The sequence below is a fragment of the Pseudomonas sp. BLCC-B112 genome (assembly GCF_028550695.1).
Classification (GTDB): Bacteria; Pseudomonadota; Gammaproteobacteria; order Pseudomonadales; family Pseudomonadaceae; genus Aquipseudomonas; species Aquipseudomonas danubii.
In genome coordinates this window covers 220839-236536 of sequence record NZ_JAQQGK010000002.1, presented here as the reverse complement: position 1 = coordinate 236536, position 15698 = coordinate 220839, and the positions used below count along the sequence as shown (strand labels likewise).

At 60.2% G+C, this 15698-nt stretch carries 17 protein-coding genes; 4 read left to right on the top strand and 13 right to left on the bottom strand.

Annotation, left to right across the window (positions count from 1 at the left end):
- Nucleotides 1-48 precede the first annotated feature (48 nt).
- Nucleotides 49-828 carry a FadR/GntR family transcriptional regulator gene (locus PQT43_RS06580; protein WP_272753616.1) on the top strand — a complete coding sequence of 260 codons (780 nt, stop codon included), beginning with the start codon at nt 49-51 and terminating at the stop codon, nt 826-828.
- Between the two features lie 78 nt (nt 829-906).
- Here PQT43_RS06580 and PQT43_RS06575 read toward each other — a convergent pair whose 3' ends face one another.
- The 7 genes from PQT43_RS06575 to puuE form a co-directional block, all read right to left on the bottom strand.
- Complete coding sequence (locus tag PQT43_RS06575; protein WP_102880513.1) at nt 907-1692, bottom strand: outer membrane protein OmpK; 786 nt, start codon at nt 1690-1692, stop codon at nt 907-909.
- A 635-nt stretch (nt 1693-2327) separates the two neighbouring features.
- On the bottom strand, nt 2328-3686 hold the full coding sequence (locus tag PQT43_RS06570) for a nucleobase:cation symporter-2 family protein (RefSeq protein ID WP_102860799.1): 1359 nt from the start codon (nt 3684-3686) through the stop codon (nt 2328-2330).
- Nucleotides 3687-3858: 172 nt separating this feature from the next.
- Nucleotides 3859-5172: a urate hydroxylase PuuD gene (locus PQT43_RS06565; RefSeq protein ID WP_170001889.1), complete on the bottom strand. Its 1314-nt coding sequence runs from the start codon at nt 5170-5172 to the stop codon at nt 3859-3861.
- A gap of 51 nt (nt 5173-5223) precedes the next feature.
- Nucleotides 5224-5727, bottom strand: coding sequence for an ureidoglycolate lyase (locus PQT43_RS06560; RefSeq protein ID WP_102880511.1), 504 nt, complete (start codon nt 5725-5727; stop codon nt 5224-5226).
- Nucleotides 5728-5824: 97 nt separating this feature from the next.
- Entirely contained in the window at nt 5825-6820 is a 996-nt protein-coding gene (gene alc, locus PQT43_RS06555; protein WP_102880510.1) for an allantoicase, read from the bottom strand.
- Nucleotides 6821-6920: 100 nt separating this feature from the next.
- Nucleotides 6921-7436: a 2-oxo-4-hydroxy-4-carboxy-5-ureidoimidazoline decarboxylase gene (gene uraD, locus PQT43_RS06550; RefSeq protein ID WP_102860803.1), complete on the bottom strand. Its 516-nt coding sequence runs from the start codon at nt 7434-7436 to the stop codon at nt 6921-6923.
- A complete protein-coding gene (gene puuE, locus PQT43_RS06545) occupies nt 7433-8359 on the bottom strand; it encodes an allantoinase PuuE (RefSeq protein ID WP_272753615.1) in 927 nt (308 codons plus the stop codon). The genes uraD and puuE overlap by 4 nt, the downstream gene beginning before the upstream one ends.
- A gap of 425 nt (nt 8360-8784) precedes the next feature.
- Between puuE and uraH the strand changes: the two genes are divergently transcribed.
- Complete coding sequence (gene uraH / locus PQT43_RS06540; RefSeq protein ID WP_110594648.1) at nt 8785-9138, top strand: hydroxyisourate hydrolase; 354 nt, start codon at nt 8785-8787, stop codon at nt 9136-9138.
- Nucleotides 9139-9284: 146 nt separating this feature from the next.
- On the opposite strand, the gene PQT43_RS06535 is transcribed toward uraH, so the two are convergent.
- The 3 genes from PQT43_RS06535 to PQT43_RS06525 all read right to left on the bottom strand — a co-directional run bounded on the left by PQT43_RS06535 (nt 9285) and on the right by PQT43_RS06525 (nt 12060).
- Nucleotides 9285-9911, bottom strand: coding sequence for a LysE family translocator (locus tag PQT43_RS06535; RefSeq protein WP_123394162.1), 627 nt, complete (start codon nt 9909-9911; stop codon nt 9285-9287).
- Between the two features lie 63 nt (nt 9912-9974).
- Entirely contained in the window at nt 9975-11324 is a 1350-nt protein-coding gene (locus PQT43_RS06530) for an NCS2 family permease (RefSeq protein WP_253084725.1), read from the bottom strand.
- A gap of 292 nt (nt 11325-11616) precedes the next feature.
- Complete coding sequence (locus PQT43_RS06525; RefSeq protein ID WP_102860808.1) at nt 11617-12060, bottom strand: MarR family transcriptional regulator; 444 nt, start codon at nt 12058-12060, stop codon at nt 11617-11619.
- Nucleotides 12061-12142: 82 nt separating this feature from the next.
- Here PQT43_RS06525 and PQT43_RS06520 point away from each other — a divergent pair, with 82 nt between their 5' ends.
- Nucleotides 12143-13309 carry an aminotransferase-like domain-containing protein gene (locus PQT43_RS06520; protein WP_253084726.1) on the top strand — a complete coding sequence of 389 codons (1167 nt, stop codon included), beginning with the start codon at nt 12143-12145 and terminating at the stop codon, nt 13307-13309.
- A gap of 10 nt (nt 13310-13319) precedes the next feature.
- Nucleotides 13320-13922 carry a glutathione S-transferase family protein gene (locus PQT43_RS06515; protein WP_102860810.1) on the top strand — a complete coding sequence of 201 codons (603 nt, stop codon included), beginning with the start codon at nt 13320-13322 and terminating at the stop codon, nt 13920-13922.
- Nucleotides 13923-13977: 55 nt separating this feature from the next.
- On the opposite strand, the gene PQT43_RS06510 is transcribed toward PQT43_RS06515, so the two are convergent.
- The 3 genes from PQT43_RS06510 to PQT43_RS06500 form a co-directional block, all read right to left on the bottom strand.
- Entirely contained in the window at nt 13978-14349 is a 372-nt protein-coding gene (locus PQT43_RS06510) for a glutathione S-transferase N-terminal domain-containing protein (protein ID WP_102860811.1), read from the bottom strand.
- 101 nt (nt 14350-14450) lie between these two features.
- Entirely contained in the window at nt 14451-14996 is a 546-nt protein-coding gene (gene folE, locus PQT43_RS06505; RefSeq protein ID WP_011062625.1) for a GTP cyclohydrolase I FolE, read from the bottom strand.
- A 77-nt stretch (nt 14997-15073) separates the two neighbouring features.
- The gene (locus tag PQT43_RS06500) at nt 15074-15631 is read right to left on the bottom strand and encodes a Smr/MutS family protein (protein WP_060840489.1); all 558 of its coding nucleotides are present in this window, start codon (nt 15629-15631) and stop codon (nt 15074-15076) included.
- Nucleotides 15632-15698 lie beyond the last annotated feature (67 nt).

Genomic DNA, 15698 nt, shown 5'->3' with positions numbered 1-15698 from the left:
CGTGCATGAAATGCAGTACCGTTAGCCACTTTGAATACAGAGATACTCATGTCCAAGCCTGACAACTCTTCCCTCGCCGCCGATTCCCTGGCGACGCTCAAGGATGCGGCCAAGGGCACCCTGGCCGATCAAGTGACTGCGGCACTCAAGGCGCATATCGCCAGTGGCGAGACCCTGCCGGGTTCGCGGCTGCCCACCGAGCCGGTTATGTGCGAGCGTTTCGGGGTCAGCCGTACGGTCATCCGCGAGGCGATTTCGCGCTTGAAATCGGCCGGGCTGGTGGAGGTGCGCCAAGGTAGCGGCACCGTGGTCAGCGAGGGCGCGCATATCAAGGCCTTTACTATCGATCTGGATGTTCGCGGGTCGATCGAGGCGGTTCTGCGGGTGACTGAACTGCGACGTGGTATCGAGGGCGAGGCGGCGGCGCTGGCGGCGCAGCGGCACACCCCCGAGCAACTGCAGGCGATCCATCAGGCATTGCTGGCCATCGATGTGGCCGAGCAGGCCGGCCAGGACGGCGTGGAGCAGGACCTGGCGTTTCACTTGTCGATTTCCCAGGCCACCGGCAATCCGCTGTATCCCTCATTGCATGAGTTCATTGCTCAGTTCATCAAGGAGGCCATCCGCATTACCCGTTCCAATGAGGAGCGGCGCCGGGATCTGGCGCACTCGGTGCGCGATGAGCATTTCGCGGTCTATGGGGCCATCGCCGCGCGTGATGTCGAAGGGGCGCGGCAAGCAGCGCTGAGCCACATCCACAATGCGGTGGAACGGCTCAAGAGTGCCGATCCGGCATTCTGGCGGGACTCCGGATCACGTCTTGCCTGATAGGCAGCGTCGCGCTGGCCCATCAGTCTGAGTGGCCGGCGCTCATCGGAACATGAGGGCCGGCCGTCTCAGGGGGTATCAGAAGTGGTATTTGACCAACAGGCTGGCGGTGTCCTGGTTGGTCTCGAAGTTACGCGAATCCTTGATGCCGTATTTGTTCTTCCAGTAGTCGTACTCGAAACCGACGTACAGCTGCTTGGCGCCCCAGTTCAGTGCCTTGCCCAAGTCATATTTGATCTGTGGGTTGAAGTGCAGGTTGGCGTGGTAGGTGCCCTTGGCGTTCTGGTCGTTGTCCACCACCCAGTCCATGAAACCGTCGATCAGGATGTCCGAGCGGCCCACGGGAATGGTGTAGGACCACACCGGAGTGATCTGCCAGACGTTGTCACCCGCGCGGCTGCCTTCGGTGTGGCGCTGATAGAAGTTCAGCTGGAAGTAGTCGAAGCCCGGTACGGCCAGGTCGAAGCCCGGGCCGATCAGGTAGGACTCATTGTCGCCTTCGCCGAATTCGTAAGTGAACGCCAGGAGCACGTCCTTGATCGGGCCGAATTCCAGTTTCTGGTCGAAGATCTTGCCGAACGACAAGCGTGGAGAGAACTCGCCGTAGTAGGTGTCCGGGCCGACATTGCCGTCTTCCTTGCCGTTGTAGAAGATGCGGTCGAGGAAGAAGAAGTTGTCCCCGTACTTCCAGGCGTCGGCGTGTTCGAAGGTGACCGTCTGTTGAATCTGCGGGTTGACTTCGAAGTTCTTGCCATACAAGTAAGTCAGGCTGTTGTTCTGCCATTGCAACAGGTCGCCAGCCACGGCCTGCCCCCCGGCCAGCAGGCTGGTGGCCAACATCAGGCTCTTGCACATCGATTTCATTCGGTTGCTCCCAAGTAGGTAGTTCCACGTTTTTTTTGGCTTGACGCTCTGGTGTGGCGCCTTTTTTCTTTGCTGTAAAAAACCATCCGATCGGTCAGCTTTGTTGCTTTTAGCAAGAGCTGAGCCAAGGCCGAAAAAAAGCAAAAAACTCCCGTCCAGCTGTAGCGATACAGCCGGGCGAGAGTGTTTTCGCGATATTTTCGGGCGCCTTGTTACCTGTCCAGGCCGGGATAAGTTGGCTCTTGGGTCAGGTTTTTCATCCGGGCTTTTTTTTAGACCAGATTTGCGCGGCCGCGGAGAATACTGGCTCTCACGGCAGGGCTCAAGTGCGCCGCAACGGCGCACTTGCAACCACTTTGGGGCAGGCCGGCCGGCCATATCAGGCAGGTATCCGCAATGAAGGGCAGTAGCCGGGCAATGATCGCTGGCCATCGGGGCGCTGGGCCGGCGCCAATGGCCATGGAGCGGCCACCGCCAGAGGGGCCTGGGCAGGCTGCATAGAAGTGCTCCCTGTTTGTTTTTATTGTCAAGGCGCGGCGTCTGTGGGCAGCGCTCGGTCCTGGGGGCCGGGCGCCGCATTCAAGCGTGAACGGTGCAGCAGCCCCCGGGCGCCGAACCGGCGCCCGGGGGGCGACTCAATGCTGATGAGCGTGGTGGGCGCTGTTGGCCGCGCGCTCGCTGCCGCCGAGGATGTTGAACAGCAGGTTCAGCACCAGGGCGCTCAAGGTCGCCATGGCAATGCCGCTGTGGGTGATGGGGCTCATCCACAGCGGCAGGTGGGCAAAGAACTCCGGGCGGACCACGGGAATCAGGCCCATTCCGATGCTCACAGCCACCAGCAACTGATTGCGGCGGTCAGCGATGTCGGCTTCCTGGAGGATCTTGATCCCGGTGGCGGCCACCATGCCGAACATGGCGATGGCTGCGCCGCCCAGTACCGCTGGAGGAATCGAGGCCACCAGGAACGCCGCCTTGGGCAGCAGGCTGAGGATGATCAGCAGGCCACCGGCGACGATGGTCACGGAACGGCAGCGCACCCCGGTCATCTGCACCAGGCCGATGTTCTGGGCGAAGGAAGAGTGGGTGAAGGTGTTGAGGAACCCGGCGAAGAACGACGCCCCGGCATCACACAGCAGGCCGCGGCGCAGCATGCGCGGGGTGACCTCCTGGCCGGTGATCTTGCCCAGGGCCAGGAACATCCCGGTGGACTCGACGAAGATGATCACCACCACCAGGCACATGGACAGGATGGGGGCAAGATGGAACTGCGGCATGCCGAAGTGCAGCGGCGTGACCACCTGCAGCCAGGGCGCCTGGGCCATGCCACTGAGGTCAACCATGCCGATCAGGCCGCAGAGGATGTAGCCCAGGCCCATGCCGATCAGCACGGAAATATTGACCCAGAAGCCACGCATGAAGCGATGGATCAACAGGATAGTGCCCAGCACCAGCGCGGCGATAGCCAGGTAGATGGGGGACCCGAATTGCGCGGCAGCGCTGCCGCCGCCGGCCCAGTTCACCGCCACTGGAAACAGTGACAAACCGATCGAGGTGATGACCGTCCCAGTGACCAGGGGCGGGAAGAAACGCACCACCTTGGACATGAACGGCGCAATCAGCATGCCGAAGAACCCTGCGGCGATGGTTGCACCGAAAATCCCCTGCATGCCGATCCCGGGCATGCCGGCCATGGCCACCATGCTGCCGACGGCGGCGAAGCTGGCCCCCATCATCACCGGCATGCGAATGCCCATGGGGCCGATGCCCAGCGACTGGACGATGGTGGCGATCCCCGCTACCAGCAGGTCGGCATTGATCAGGAAGGCGATTTCTTCACGACTCAGGCCCGCGGCCTGTCCGATGATCAGCGGCACCGCAATTGCACCGCCGTACATCAGCAGAACGTGTTGCAGACCGACCAGGATCAGTTGCAAGAAGGGCAGACGCTGAATGGCGGGCGCATCGGGGACGCACTGTTCGGATGAATCGGACATGCAACACCTCGGATCTTTTTATTCTTGTGATTTAACCGCTGCGTCTTTACGCGCAGCGTGTCTGCAACGGGCGAAGCTTGAGCGGCTGATGGCAATCAAGCCCGCCCCTACAGATGAGTCCGGTTCTGTAGGGGCGAGCTTGCTCGCGAATCGGCCCGGCGACAGGCGCTGATCAGTTGGTCTGGGCGCCCTGGGCAATCCAGGCACCGATCAGTTCACGTTCCTGTTGGGTCATCTGCGTGATGTTGCCCAATGGCATGATCTGACTGGCGACGGACTGGGCCTGGATACGTGCGGCTTGCAGGCGGATCTGTTCCGGGGTATCGAACATCACCCCGGCCGGTGCCGTGCTGAACAGGGGGCTGGTGGGCTTGGCCGAATGGCAAACCGTGCAGCGCTCCTGGATCACGTTATGCACCTTGTCGAAGGATGGCCCGGCACTGGATGCCTGTGCCGGACTTGCCGCTGGAGCCGCCGGGGCTTCTGCGCTGGCTGGCGCCGCGGGTTTGGCGCCACCGCCCAGCGCGGTTTCCGGCAGGGGCTGGTACTCGATCTGGCCGGCGGCCTTGGCTACTTCGGGGGCGCTGGGAGCTGGCGTCGGACCCGTCACGTAAGCCAGGCAGATCATGCCCAGTGCAGCAACGGGCAGGGTCCAGGCGAACTTGTGGCTGTCATGCCGGGTGTTGAAGTAGTGACGTACCAGCACCGCCAGGACCGCGATCCCGGCCAGGATCAACCAGTTGTACTGGCTACCGTAGGTGCTCGGGAAGTGGTTGCTGATCATGATGAACAGCACAGGCAGGGTGAAGTAGTTGTTGTGACGCGAACGCAGCAGGCCCTTGGCCGGCAGGGTCGGGTCCGGTGTGCGGTTTTCCGCGATCGCCGCCACCAGTGCGCGCTGGGCCGGCATGATGATGCGGAACACGTTGCCCACCATGATGGTGCCGATGATGGCGCCCACATGCAGGTATGCGCCACGGCCGCTGAACACTTTGCTGAAACCGTAAGCGGCGGCAATCAGCAGAACGAACAGGATGAAGCCGAGCAGGGCAGGTTTCTTGCCCAATGGCGAATCGCAGAGGAAGTCATAGACGAACCAGCCGGCAATCAACGCGCCGATACCGATGGCCACGCCTTCAGGACCGCTCAGGCCGCTGCCGGGGGCAACTAGGTAGAGCATCGGGTTGTAGTAGAACACCAGGCACAGCAGGGCAATCCCCGACAGCCAGGTGAAGTAGGCTTCCCACTTGAACCAGTGCAGGTTCTCCGGCATCGAGGGCGGGGCCAGTTTGTATTTTTCCAGGTGATAGATACCGCCACCGTGAATCGCCCAGAGGTCGCCGGACAGGCCGTCCTTGGGGTTGACGCGATTGAGGTTGTTCTCCAGCCAGACGAAATAGAACGATGCGCCGATCCAGGCCACACCAGTGATCATATGTACCCAACGCACGCTCAGGTTGAGCCATTCCAACAGATGTGCTTCCACAGTCTTTACCTCTTGCCTGTCACCCTTGTTGTCGGGTGATCAGACCTTCTCTTATTGGTGGGGGGCGAGGATCAAACACTCATCCTCTTTGAAGAAATGCTCATCGCAGTTATTGCCTTTGCCACTGCGATCAACCACCAGGAAGTCATCCCGCTTTTCGATCGTCAGCACCGGGTGGTGCCAGACGCCGCGATGGTAATTGATGCCCTGCCTGCCATTACTGACGAAGGCGCGGACCAAGCCTGATACAGGTTCATCGCCAAGTGGCGCGACCACGATCAGAAAGGGGTTGCCGAGCAGCGGAATGAAGGCCTGGCTGCCCAGCGGATGGCGTTCCAGCATGCGGATGGTCAACGGCATTTCCAGCGCGTCGGCGCGGAAGATGCTGATGATCGCCTGGTCCTCCGGCTGGGCGGTTTCAACCGTTGCCAGGCGGTGGAAGCGCATGGTCGAACCATTGTTGATCATGAAGTGATCACTGCCGTCGGTTTCGATCACGTCACCGAAAGGGGCGAAGGCTTCTTTGCTCAGGGGTTCAATCATCAATGTGCGCATGCTGTTCTTCTTATCTTGAGTGTGTTTTGTCTGTTTTGCGGTCATCGCGAGCCAGCTTGCTCCAACAGGTGCGGGCTGGCCTGCGATGGGGGACGTCCTATTTCGCGACCTTGCCCAGGAGGCGCAAGCGGCTGACGCCACCGTCCGGAAACACGTTCAGGCGGATATGGGTGATCGGCCCCAGGGCTTTGATCTGCTCGACAAAGCTGTGCTCGGCATGCATTTCCAGCTTCTGGCTGGGTAGCAGTTCACGCCAGAACAGGCTCTGGGTTTCGATCTGGCTGTCGGTGCCGCCCTTGACGAATGCGCCCTGGATCGAGCAGCTGTCCGGGTAGTTGCCCTTGAAGTGCAGGGTGTCGACGATGATCTTCTCGATTTCGCCGGCGTGGCCCAGGGCGACGATCACCCAGTCATTGCCGGGAGTGCGACGGCGGGCCGTTTCCCAGCCGTCGCCCATGTTGATGCCGCGGCCCGGGTTGAGGAGGTTGCCCATGCGTCCGAAGTGTTCGTCGGAACAGGCCAGGGCACGACCGCCGTTAAGGGCCGCAGCCAGGTCGACTTGTTCGTTGTCACCGATGGCCGACCAGTCGCGGTACGGCGTACCGTAGACCCGCAGGCGCGCTACACCGCCATCCGGATAGATATTGAAGCGCAGGTGACTGAAGGGCTGGTCGTTGTTGATCTCGTGGTAGTGATGGCTGTTGCCTTGCAGCTCGACAGCAGACAGCACTTCGACCCACTGGGTGTCTTCGCCAGGTTCACCTTCGCTGAGGAAGCAGGCTTCCAGGGACGCCGATGGCGGGAAGTTGCCGGTGAAGAACGAGGTGTCGATGTCCACGCCCTTGATCGAGCCCGGCACGCCCAGGCGGATCACTGCGCTGTCGTAGCCTTCGAAGCGCTTGCGACGGGATTCCCAGCCATCCATCCACTTGCCGTTGTCATCGAACACGCCTTCCTTCCAGACAGCCGGGGTTGGCTGGAACAGCCGGTTCGCATCAGCGAACCAGTCATCGGTGACCGAGATGATCTTGGTGCCCAGGCGCGCATCGGCCAGGTTGACGAACTTCTCGAAAGGGGCGGCGTAAGCTTTCATTCTTCTTGTCTGCCTTGAAATAGGTGGCTTGGGATGCACGTAGAACCGGGAGTGGCGCGAGGGAATCCAGGTTCTCGGGGCTATCCTCAGGAGCGGGTCGCTATAGGGTCAGCAATCTGAACAATGCAATCTTGTTGATCTCTGCCAGCGCGCACTTGAACTCAGTGTCCACCGAGTTATGGATGCGGGTTTCGAACGCGGCGAGAATCTGGTGCCGGTTGCTGCCTTTCACCGCCATGATGAAGGGAAACTTGAACTTGGCCTTGTAGGCATCGTTCAGCTCGGTGAACCGTTGGAACTCTTCGGCTGTGCATTGGTGAATACCGGCGCCAGCCTGTTCGTTGGTGCTGGCTTCGGTCAACTGGCCCTGGACCGCGGCTTTGCCAGCCAGATCCGGGTGAGCGTTGATCAGCGCCAACTGGCTGGCGTGATCGGCGCTCAGCAGGATATCGCTCATGCGCTGGTGTAGGCCTTCAATCTGGTCGACGGAGGCGTCAACACCCAGGTCGTAGGCTCTTTCAGCCACCCATGGCGAATGTTCATAGATGTCGGCGAAAGCCTCGACGAAGGCTTCACGGCTCAGGGTCGATGGCTTGAGGCTCTGGAAAGCAGTCATTTCGCCGCTCCCTGGTAAGGATGGGTCTGGTGCCAGTGGCGGGCGATATCGACACGACGGGTGAACCACACCTGTTCATGGCCTTTGACGTATTCGATGAAGCGCTTGAGGGATGCCAGGCGGGCCGGGCGACCGATCAGTCGACAGTGCAGGCCGATGGAAAGCATCTTCGGGGCTTCGGCACCTTCGGCATAGAGCACATCGAAGGCATCTTTGAGGTAATGGAAGAAGTCGTCGCCCTTGTTGAAGCCCTGGACCTGAGTGAAACGCATGTCGTTGGTATCCAGGGTGTAGGGGATGACCAGATGCGCCTTGCCGGTGGGGTTGTTGGGTTCCCAGTAGGGCAGGTCGTCGTCGTAGGTATCGCAGTCATAGAGGAAGCCGCCTTCCTCCATTACCAGACGTCGGGTGTTCGGGCCGGTACGGCCGGTGTACCAGCCCAGTGGGCGTTCACCGGTGATTTCGGTAAGGATGCGGATCGCCTCGAGCATGTGCTCGCGTTCCTGGGCTTCGTCCATGCACTGGTAGTCGATCCAGCGGTAGCCGTGGCTGCAGATCTCATGGCCGGCCTCGACCATGGCGCGGATCACGTCCGGATGGCGCTGAGCAGCCATGGCTACGGCAAAGATGGTCAGAGGAATGTCGAATTCCTTGAACAGCTTGAGGATCCGCCAGACGCCGGCGCGGCTGCCATACTCGTACAGCGATTCCATGCTCATGTTGCGCTCGCCCTGCAGCGGCTGCGCCGAAACCATTTCCGACAGGAAAGCTTCCGATTCCTTATCGCCATGAAGGATGTTGCGTTCGCCGCCTTCTTCGTAATTGAGCACGAAGGACAGGGCGACACGAGCATTGCCTGGCCAGTGAGGATGAGGGGGGGTAGAGCCATAACCGATCAGGTCGCGAGGGTAGTCAGCGCTCACTGCAGTCTTCCTTCTTGTTCGTGATAACGGTGGCGTGGCGGAACCTGAAGCCGGAAACCCAGGTGAGCGTCACTGCGATGGACTGATTGTATACAAGTTTATATTCACTTTGTAAGCCTGATTTTTTGCATTTTTCTGCTTTTGTCGCTATGGCCTGCACCTGCAAGAAACTTGCCTATATGGTCAGCTAATGGATCACAAGTCGTCTGCTGCTGTGGTGTTGAGGTCAATCCACAGGCTTCTGGGTATAGCGCTACCGGAGTGAATATTTGTGATTATTATTGTGTACAATTTTTTTGAAAAGTGTCTTAATCATGGCCTCGCCGCAGCTTTTCACCCGCCGAAACGCTGTGGCCCTCTTTCAATCACTGACTCCGGGAGGCGCGAGGCCTGGGCGCACCAGTTGTGACAGGCACGCAGAATCAATGGGACGTTTGACTACACACGTTTTGGACGCCGCACATGGCTGCCCTGGCAGCGCTATCAAGGTCGAGCTGTATCGGGTTGAAGGGGCGCAGATGGAGTTGGTCGCCAGCACCCTGACCAACAGCGATGGCCGTTGCGATGCGCCGCTGCTGCAGGGCGATGACTACCGTTCCGGGGTTTACCAACTGCATTTCCACGCTGGCGATTACTACCGCGCCCGGGGTGTACAACTGCCACAGCCGGCGTTCCTTGATGTAGTCGTGCTGCGGTTCGGTATCAGTGCCGAGCAGGAGCATTACCACGTGCCGCTGCTGATCTCGCCGTACAGCTATTCGACCTACAGAGGAAGCTAGGACTTTCCCCCCAAGAATCCTGCGCAAATAGCTTCTTTGGTCCTTGCCCGCTCACACTGCGGGCTTTTTTTCGCCGGTTGTAAAGTCGTCGCCGGCAAGCCAGCTCCTGGCTGAGCGGTGCAGGAAACGGCTTGCCGGCGAAGCGCTCAACGGCTCAACAGGGATGCGGCTCCAGCTCCCGTGAACAGCCCGGCACTGATGCGATTGAACCAGCTTTGGCCCTTGCCGCTGCGCAAGTAATGCGCGGCGCCATGGGCACCGAGGCCGTAGGCCAGCTTGCAGGTCAGGTCCAGCAGGGTCCAGGTGGCGACCATGATCAGCAGTTGCGGTAGGAAGGGCTGCTGGGCATTGAGAAACTGCGGCAGGAACGCGGCGAAGAACAGAATGTCCTTCGGGTTGCTGGCCCCCAGGACAAAGGCGCGTCCGAACAGTGCACGAAAGCGCGGTTTCAGTGCGACTTCCGGTACCACCGCGCCGTGGGAAAGCTGCCGCGATTGCTGCCAGCTCTGCCAGGCGAGGTAGAACAGATAGAGGGCGCCGACGATCTTCAGGGCGCTGAACAGTTGCTCCGAAGCCAGCAGCAGTGCGCCCAGGCCCAGCGCGGATGCGCTCAACAGGCAGATCGAGGCCAGGACCCCGCCGAGAAAGGCCGGGTATGAGCGGCGCAGGCCATAGTTCAGGCTGTTGCTGATCATCAGCAACGACAAGGGACCCGGAATCAGGATCACTACCAAGGTAGCGCCACTGAACAGCAGCCAGGTTTCCAGACTCATTACATTCTCCAAATACACAAAAACCCCATCCGAAGGGATGGGGCGGGTGAGAGCAGGTGCGGCTTACAAGAAAATGAACTTGGCGATGAAGATCGCACACAGCACATACAGGCTGATGGAAATTTCCTTGTGCTTGCCCGTTCCTGCCTTTAGTACCACATAGGTGATGAAACCCAGGGCAATGCCATCGGCGACGGAAAAGGTCAGGGGCATCATGATTGCCGTGACAATCGCCGGAATGCTGTCGGTGGCTTCGTCCCAGTTGATATGGGCCATGCCGCCCATCATCAGCATCGCAACGTAGATCAAGGCACCTGCTGTGGCGTAAGCAGGGATCATGCCTGCCAGCGGCGCAAAGAACATGGCGGCAACAAATAGCACACCTACGGTGACGGCGGTAAGGCCAGTCCGCCCGCCCGCGGCCACACCGGCGGCACTTTCCACGTAGCTGGTCACCGGCGGCACCCCGACTACTGCGCCGAAGACGCTTGAAGCACTGTCGGCCTTGAGGGCGCGCGAGAGATTCTCGATCTTGCCGTCGGCCTTCACCAGGCCGGCACGCTGGGCCACGCCCATCAGGGTGCCGGCAGTGTCGAACATGTGCACGAAGAGGAAGGCCAGTACCACGCTGATCATGCTGACGTTGAACACCCCGGCAACATCCATGGCCATCCAGGTAGGCGCCAGGCTCGGCGGGGTGGACAGGATGCCGTTGTAGTGCACCAGCCCCAGGCCCCAGCCGGCCAGGGTCACGGCGATGATGCTGATGAGGATTGCGCCGAACACTCGGTGGTAGCTGAGCACCGCGATCATCAGAAAGCAGATGGCCGCCAGCAGCGGACCCGGTTCACGCAGGGAGCCGAGCTTGAGCAGGGTGGCCGGGCTGTCGACGATGATGCCCGCCGTTTTCAACCCGATCAGTCCGAGAAACAGCCCGACACCCGCTCCCATGGCGAAGCGCAAGCTCACCGGAATGCTGTTGAGCAGCCATTCACGAATCCGCGACAAGGTCAGGATCATGAACAGCACACCGGAGATGAATACCGCGCCGAGTGCGGTTTCCCAGTTGTAGCCCATGGTGCCGACCACGGTGTAAGTGAAGAAGGCGTTGAGACCCATGCCCGGGGCCATGCCCACTGGCCAGTTGGCATACAGGCCCATTAGCAGGCAGCCCAGGGCGGCAGCGATGCAGGTGGCAACGAAGGCGGCGCCGTGGTCGATGCCGGCGTCGGCCATGATGTTGGGATTGACGAAGATGATGTAAGCCATGGTGATGAAGGTTGTCACACCGGCAATCAGCTCGGTCTTCACCGTGGTGCCATGCAACCTGAGTTTGAAGATGCGCTCCAGCCAGCCGCTGTTCAGCGAGGGCGAGAGGTCCAGCGGAGAGGCTTCGGATTTGCGGCTTTCCACAGCGAGTACTCCTCAAGAGTTTTATTGTTTTTTCCAGAACCGGGCACGGGAGGGTGGGCAGCGGCTCTTTGAGGCAGGCAGGGCTTGTGGGGTTTGTTGACCTTTGGGTCAAGAACTCACACGTGGCGAATTATGCTTTTGTATACAAAGAAAGCAAATAATGTTTTTGGTTTTGTGTGCGAAAAATCTGAGGACTTGGCTATATCACCATCGCCCTTTATGCCGGGCAGTGCGGAGGGTAGGTCAGAGTCTGTTCGGCGGCCTGGGAGGGCGCGCCGAGAGGAAGGGGCTATCAGTCGTCTGCAGGTTTTCCCGCCAGGGCCTGGTTTACTGCCAGCCAGCCATTGACCGCACTTTCTCCGGCTTCGGCGAAGGCCCGTTGCAGCAGTTTTACCTGTTCGCGACGCAGGGAGTGTTCAAAGCGCGCGCCATCGTCGGTCAGTTGCAACAGGCGTTTTCGTTTGTCGCTGGCTGGGGCGATGCTGTCTACCAGGTGCATTTCCATGAGTTGGCGCAAAGGCGTATTCAGCGCTTGCTTGCTTACCCCCAGCAGCGTGAGCAGTTCTTTCACACTCAGGCCGGGGTAGCGGGCAATGAAAAACACGATGCGCTGGTGCACGCGACTCAAGCCTCGGCGTTCGAGCATTTCGTCGGCCTTGGCGGTAAAGGCCTGATAGCCAAAGAAGAAGGCTTCCATGGCGGCTTGTTGCGAGGTCTGGTTTTTAAGGTCAAGCATATTGACGTATCTGCAAGAGTCGGCGTAATTTCGGTCAAGCAGTTTGACGTATTTCCTCCGACCTTTGCTAGCGGTGACCTCCATGGCCTTCTCCGAACGTGTATCGCGCCTCAAAAGCTCCTTGATCCGTGAAATCCTTGCCGCGGCCCAGCGCCCGGAAGTGATGTCGTTCGCTGGAGGGCTGCCGGCCGAGGTGATGCTGCCCAAGGTGCAGTGGCAAGACATGCCCTTGTCCATGGGGCAATACGGCATGAGTGAAGGCGAGCCGTCGTTGCGTGAAGCCCTGGCTGCCGAGGCGCGCAAGCTCGGCGTGCCTTGCGAGGCGAGCCAGGTCCTGGTGGTCAGTGGCTCCCAGCAGACCCTTGATCTGGCGGCCAAGCTGTACATCGACAAGGGCACCCAGATCCTGTTGGAGGCTCCGACCTATCTGGCTGCCCTGCAGATCTTCCAGTTGTTCGGTGCCGACTGCCTGACGGTGCCATTGGAGTCGGACGGTCCGGATCTAGCGCAGATGCGCGCTCGCCTGGAACAGCATCGTCCAGCCTTCGTCTACCTGATTCCGACCTTCCAGAATCCTTCGGCGGTGCGCTACAGCGAAGCCAAGCGCGAGGCGGTGGCGGCCCTGCTGGACGAGTTCGGCGTGACCCTGATCGAGGACGAGCCCTATCGCGAGCTGACCTTCGACGGTGGCAGCGCGACCCCCATTGTCAGCCGCCTGAAAAAGGCCAGTTGGATCTACACCGGCACCGTGTCGAAGACCCTGCTCCCGGGATTGCGGGTTGGCTACCTGATCGCCAGCCCGGACCTTTTCCCTCATCTGCTGCGCCTGAAACAGTCCGCGGACCTGCACACCAATCGCGTCGGCCAGTGGCAGGCCATGCAGTGGATCGGCAGCGATCAGTTCCAGCAGCACCTGGGTGAACTGCGCAGTTTCTACCGCCTGCGCCGTGATGCCTTTCAGGTCGCGCTTCAGACTCATTTCGCCGATCTGGCGGACTGGCAGGTGCCCCAGGGCGGTCTGTTTTTCTGGTTGAGCTTGAAACAACCCCTGGATACCCGCACTTTGCTCAAGTCCGCGTTGGAACAAGACGTGACTTTCATGCCCGGCGAACCGTTCTTCTCTGAACCGGAGCGCAATCATGGGCATCTGCGGTTGAATTTTAGCCATATCGATCCGGCACGGCTGGACGAAGGCCTCAAGCGGCTGGCCACCGTGATACGTCAAGCACAGGCTGCACAGGCAGCCTAAGGGGAGGGCCATGTACAAGGTTTATGGCGATTACCGTTCGGGCAACTGCTACAAGATCAAGCTGATGCTCAGTCTTCTGGGGCTGCCTTATGAGTGGCAGGCGGTGGACATTCTCGGAGGCGATACCCAGACCGAAGCCTTCCTGGCAAAGAATCCCAACGGCAAGATACCGGTGCTGGAGCTGGAAGACGGCACCTGCCTGTGGGAGTCCAACGCGATTCTCAACTTTCTGGCCGACGGCAGCGAATTCCTGCCCAGCGAACCGCGCCTGCGCACCCAGGTCCTGCAATGGCAGTTCTTCGAGCAGTACAGCCACGAGCCTTACATCGCGGTGGCGCGCTTCATTGAACAGTACGAGGGCTTGCCCGAAGAGCGCCGGGACGAATACCTGAAGCTGCACAAGCGTGGCTACAAGGCGCTGGATGTGATGGAAAAACAATTGAGCCGCACGCCGTATCTGGTGGGCGAGCACTATTCCATTGCCGATATTGCGCTGTATGCCTACACCCATGTGGCCCATGAAGGCGGTTTCGATCTGACCCGCTATCCGGGTATCCAGGCCTGGGTCCAGCGCGTACAGAGCCATCCGCGGCATGTCGGGATGTTCGATTGAGCGGATTTTCCGAGGGGGCAACTGACCCGGGACAGCATCGTCCCGGGGAGAGGCTTCAGGCCGCCGAGAAGCGCTGGTTCAGGTAATCGATGATCACCTTGGATTCATACATCCAGGTGGTCTGGCCGTTCTCTTCGATACGCAGGCATGGCACCTTGATCTTGCCGCCCTGCTCCAGCAGGGTCTGGCGATCCTGCTCGTTGTTCTTGGCGTCGCGCAGGGCCACCGGTACGTTCAGGCGGTGCAGGGTACGGCGGGTCTTCACGCAGAACGGGCAGGCGTGGAACTGATACAGGGTCAGGCCCTTGGCGGCCTGCTCGACTTGCGCTTGAGCGGCGGCAGCGCGCTTCTGCTTGCGCGGGCGGGTGATGAAGTCGATGAAAATGATGAGTTGGCCCAGGCCGACTCGCAGCGCTTTGACGATCACGGTATTGCCTCTTGCCCATGAATGAAGGGGCGGCAGCTTACCTGATTTTTGCCGGACGAAAAAAACCGGCGATCAACGCCGGTTTTTTCACTCAGGGCCTGTTACTTGATCAGGCTGAGGAACTCGCTGCGAGTCGCGGCATTTTCGCGGAACTCGCCCAGCATCACCGAAGTGATCATCGACGAATTCTGCTTTTCCACACCGCGCATCATCATGCACATGTGCTTGGCCTCGATCACCACTGCAACCCCCAGAGCGCCGGTCACTTGCTGAACGGCGTCGGCGATTTGCCGGCTGAGGTTTTCCTGGATCTGCAGGCGACGGGCATACATGTCGACGATGCGCGCGACTTTTGACAGCCCCAGGACCTTGCCGCTGGGAATGTAGGCAACGTGAGCTTTGCCGATGAATGGCAGCAGATGGTGTTCGCACAGCGAGTAGAGCTCGATGTCCTTGACCAGCACCATTTCGCTGTTGTCAGAGCTGAACAAGGCACCGTTGGTGACTTCTTCCAGGGTTTGGGCATAACCGCGGCAAAGGTACTGCATGGCTTTGGCGGCACGCTTGGGCGTATCGAGCAGGCCCTCGCGGGAGACGTCCTCGCCCAGTTGGCCGAGGATCGCGGTGTAATTCTGTTCCAGGGACATGAAACTACCTGTGGGATTTTACGCAAAGGGCAAGGGTACGGTGGCAGACACGGCGCTGCAAGCTTAGTGCAGCGGCTTTATTCGTCGCGGCCTTCCATCATGGTGCGTTTGAGCATGACGTACAGCGCGCCAGTGCCGCCATGTTTAGCCTGGCAGGAGGTGAAGCCCAGCACTTGTGGATGCTGGCGCAGCCAGGTGTTGACGTGGCTTTTGATCATGGGGCGCTTGCCGTCCAGGCGCACGGCCTTGCCGTGGGTGACGCGTACACAGCGGATCTCGAATCGGGTAGCTTCGGCGAGAAACGCCCAGAGGGTTTCGCGGGCCTTTTCCACGGTCATGCCATGCAGGTCGAGGCTGCCTTCAAAGGGAATCTGGCCGATTTTCAGCTTGCGCATCTGGCTTTCCTGAACCCCGTCGCGGGCCCACATCAGCTCATCTTCAGGTCCCACATCGATGACGAACTGATCGGACAGCCCGTCCACCGTCGTGGTCTCGCTACGCACTGTGGCAGCCTGGCGCAGCTTGGCGATCTGTGCGCGGTCGGCCTTGGGTTTGCCTGTGTCGGCCCGATCGTGCTTGATCGGCTTGACGCCGCGGATCTCGTTTTTGAACAGGGAAAAATCGTCGTCTTGCATGTCAGCCTCCGCGAAGGGCGGCTAGTTTACCCAACTCGGAACACCTTAAGGCGCGCAAATCGCGCCC

Coding starts and splice junctions, on each gene's coding strand:
- PQT43_RS06570 (WP_102860799.1), bottom strand. CDS start 3,686: ATGTCCGATTCATCCGAACAGTGCGTCCCCGATGCGCCCGCCATTCAG.
- PQT43_RS06515 (WP_102860810.1), top strand. CDS start 13,320: ATGTACAAGGTTTATGGCGATTACCGTTCGGGCAACTGCTACAAGATC.
- uraD (WP_102860803.1), bottom strand. CDS start 7,436: ATGACTGCTTTCCAGAGCCTCAAGCCATCGACCCTGAGCCGTGAAGCC.
- PQT43_RS06535 (WP_123394162.1), bottom strand. CDS start 9,911: ATGAGTCTGGAAACCTGGCTGCTGTTCAGTGGCGCTACCTTGGTAGTG.
- folE (WP_011062625.1), bottom strand. CDS start 14,996: ATGTCCCTGGAACAGAATTACACCGCGATCCTCGGCCAACTGGGCGAG.
- uraH (WP_110594648.1), top strand. CDS start 8,785: ATGGGACGTTTGACTACACACGTTTTGGACGCCGCACATGGCTGCCCT.
- PQT43_RS06575 (WP_102880513.1), bottom strand. CDS start 1,692: ATGAAATCGATGTGCAAGAGCCTGATGTTGGCCACCAGCCTGCTGGCC.
- PQT43_RS06500 (WP_060840489.1), bottom strand. CDS start 15,631: ATGCAAGACGACGATTTTTCCCTGTTCAAAAACGAGATCCGCGGCGTC.
- alc (WP_102880510.1), bottom strand. CDS start 6,820: ATGAAAGCTTACGCCGCCCCTTTCGAGAAGTTCGTCAACCTGGCCGAT.
- PQT43_RS06560 (WP_102880511.1), bottom strand. CDS start 5,727: ATGCGCACATTGATGATTGAACCCCTGAGCAAAGAAGCCTTCGCCCCT.
- PQT43_RS06580 (WP_272753616.1), top strand. CDS start 49: ATGTCCAAGCCTGACAACTCTTCCCTCGCCGCCGATTCCCTGGCGACG.
- PQT43_RS06525 (WP_102860808.1), bottom strand. CDS start 12,060: ATGCTTGACCTTAAAAACCAGACCTCGCAACAAGCCGCCATGGAAGCC.
- PQT43_RS06520 (WP_253084726.1), top strand. CDS start 12,143: ATGGCCTTCTCCGAACGTGTATCGCGCCTCAAAAGCTCCTTGATCCGT.